Origin of the sequence: Acinetobacter sp. 809848 (genome assembly GCF_000581275.1) — a bacterium.
Lineage (GTDB): Bacteria > Pseudomonadota > Gammaproteobacteria > Pseudomonadales > Moraxellaceae > Acinetobacter > Acinetobacter pittii.
Genome location: NZ_JEXG01000090.1, coordinates 1 through 2,223, shown reverse-complemented (window position 1 = coordinate 2,223; position 2,223 = coordinate 1). Strand labels below are relative to the sequence as shown.

At 31.1% G+C, this 2,223-nt stretch carries 2 protein-coding genes and 1 pseudogene; 2 read left to right on the top strand and 1 reads right to left on the bottom strand.

Features of this window, described 5'->3' with window-relative positions; all coding sequences use genetic code 11:
* Positions 1–204: 204 nt before the first annotated feature.
* Together J536_RS0104925 and J536_RS23645 are read left to right on the top strand one after the other, a co-directional pair.
* A pseudogene (locus J536_RS0104925) lies at positions 205–756 on the top strand (TetR/AcrR family transcriptional regulator).
* A gap of 162 nt (positions 757–918) precedes the next feature.
* Complete coding sequence (locus tag J536_RS23645; RefSeq protein WP_032063360.1) at positions 919–1,665, top strand: hypothetical protein; 747 nt, start codon at positions 919–921, stop codon at positions 1,663–1,665.
* Positions 1,666–1,721: 56 nt separating this feature from the next.
* Here J536_RS23645 and J536_RS23640 read toward each other — a convergent pair whose 3' ends face one another.
* Entirely contained in the window at positions 1,722–2,192 is a 471-nt protein-coding gene (locus tag J536_RS23640) for a hypothetical protein (protein WP_032063361.1), read from the bottom strand.
* Positions 2,193–2,223: the final 31 nt, after the last annotated feature.

Genomic DNA, 2,223 nt, shown 5'->3' with positions numbered 1-2,223 from the left:
CGACACAACTTAAAATTTTAAAGCAGTTTGATGAGCTATAGGCTTTTCAGGCTTTAAATCATTACGTCTAAAACTTAGCAACAATAAAACTTGAGATTTGCCAAGCACAGTCTTTACGGCTTTGCTGTGCCTTTTTTTCTCCCAGAAAAGGCACAGGCTTTTTTATCTCTTTTAGCAACAACAAGAATTTATAACGGTAAAACGATGCCAACTTTAGAAAGATCTTCCAAAAAATTACAGGTTCTTCATACAGCAATTGAGCTGTTTAATATGTATGGATTTCACAATGCGGGTGTGGACTTAATTGTCAAAAAATCCAAAATTCCTAAAGCCACTTTTTATAACTACTTTCAATCAAAACAGCGACTTATTGAAATGTGCGTATCCTTTCAAAAAAGCAAACTCAAAGAAGAAGTGCTGGCAATTATTTACTCAAGCCGTTACCGAACCTCAAGCGATAAACTTAAAGAGATTATTGTTTTACATGTCAGTTTTAATAGCCTGTACTATCTATTACTTAAAGCCATTTTTGAAACTAAACAGATTTACTCGCAGGCCTACCACATGGCAATTGAGTATAGAAAATAGCTGCTTAAAGAACTTTTTGATTTGGTTTTTAGTTTGGAAAACTGCTCGTTGAAACCAAGTGCCGATATGGTTTTAAACCTAATTGATGGCTTGATATTTTAGATTTTAAGCTCAAAAAGTTTGGAGAAAAGGGATGTGGTGGTGGTGAGGTTTTTTTGTAGGAAATGAAAATACTTCTGCATTGATCATTAGTAGTTTTTATAATTTTCCCCAATTTGAGTAAGTAGATTAAATATAATTATTTGAATAATATATGTGCTATTGGGGAAAGAGTAAAACATATACTTAAAAGAATATTTGATATAAGTTGAAATGAATTAGGAAAAGAAAGTGATAGATGCAACAATAAAAGCCGCTCAAATTCAGGCAAATTACGCTTTGATCTCTGCATTTATAGGTGCAGTGGGTATTATCTTAGGGATCTTAATCTCATGGTACACAGCTTTACATTTGCAAAAGGTTGCACGATTAGCTGAGACAAGGCGAGATGTTTATTTAGAGTTGATTGAACATTACTCATTTATGGTGAATGGCTTTTCAAAATTTCTTCTAGACTCTCATAGTTGGGCTTTTTTCTTTGAAAATATAACTAAATTTTGTATTACGGTAGATAAAGCAGCATTTATTAGTACTACTGAAACAAAAAAAGAACTTTATGAGTTTCTTGAAAGCTTTAATGAAAATTTGAATAGAAGAATTCAATCCGTTAATGAGTTTATGGAAGCAGTTGAAGAATTAGAACAACTAAAAATAAAAAGAAAAAATCTAACAGAAATCTTCAATAAAAAAATGGAACTTTTAGATAATCTGCAAATTCAAAATCCTAGAGATGAACGGATACCTAAAATTCTAAATTTTATTGATGAAAATCTGAAAGAAAGTGAAAAATTAGAGAAATTAATCTCAGATCAAGAAATAGATACTTTTACTAAGAAAAATGAATGTCATACCCAACTTAGAGAAATGTTGGATGAAGTTAATGATTTAACTTTACCAATAACACATAGTTTGAGAAAAGAACTAGGAGCTAAAACAGATATTAAATTAGACTATAAAATTCATCAAAACAATAAATAATAAATGTAATGCTCAAATCCATCTTTTAAGATCTATTCGTAAATATAAAAAGCCGCTCAAAGCGGCTTTATAGTTATATTGCATGGATAGTCAAAAATTTCTGGATTTTCCTTACCCAAAGCTTTCTGCCATTTTGGTTGTTTTTCTTTGAGCCATTTATTTAAATCAGGTTCTTGCTCAATACTATGCTTTACAGCTTTTATATAAGTTGGGTTATTAACAAACTTACTCATTAAACATAAAGTATTTAAAGCAACTGGTCTTACAGAATTTTCAAGTTTGGACTCTGCACTTGCCTCGTCATCATATCTTTTTAATAAACCAAGCTTAAATAAGGCATCCTCATATAATTGGTTGGTTAAAGCTGTAGGAGCTTGTTTTGGGGCTAAAGCATAAGTACCAGCATCGAGATTGAAGACAGCAGGTAAAAAAGTAGCTTGAATGTCTAGTTCTTCTTGTGGGGTTGGCTTAGCACTACAAGCAGTAGTAAAAATAGGTAAAAGGCAAATTAATAAATATTTCTTCATTCTAGAAGATTCCTTTATTTATCTTTTATTG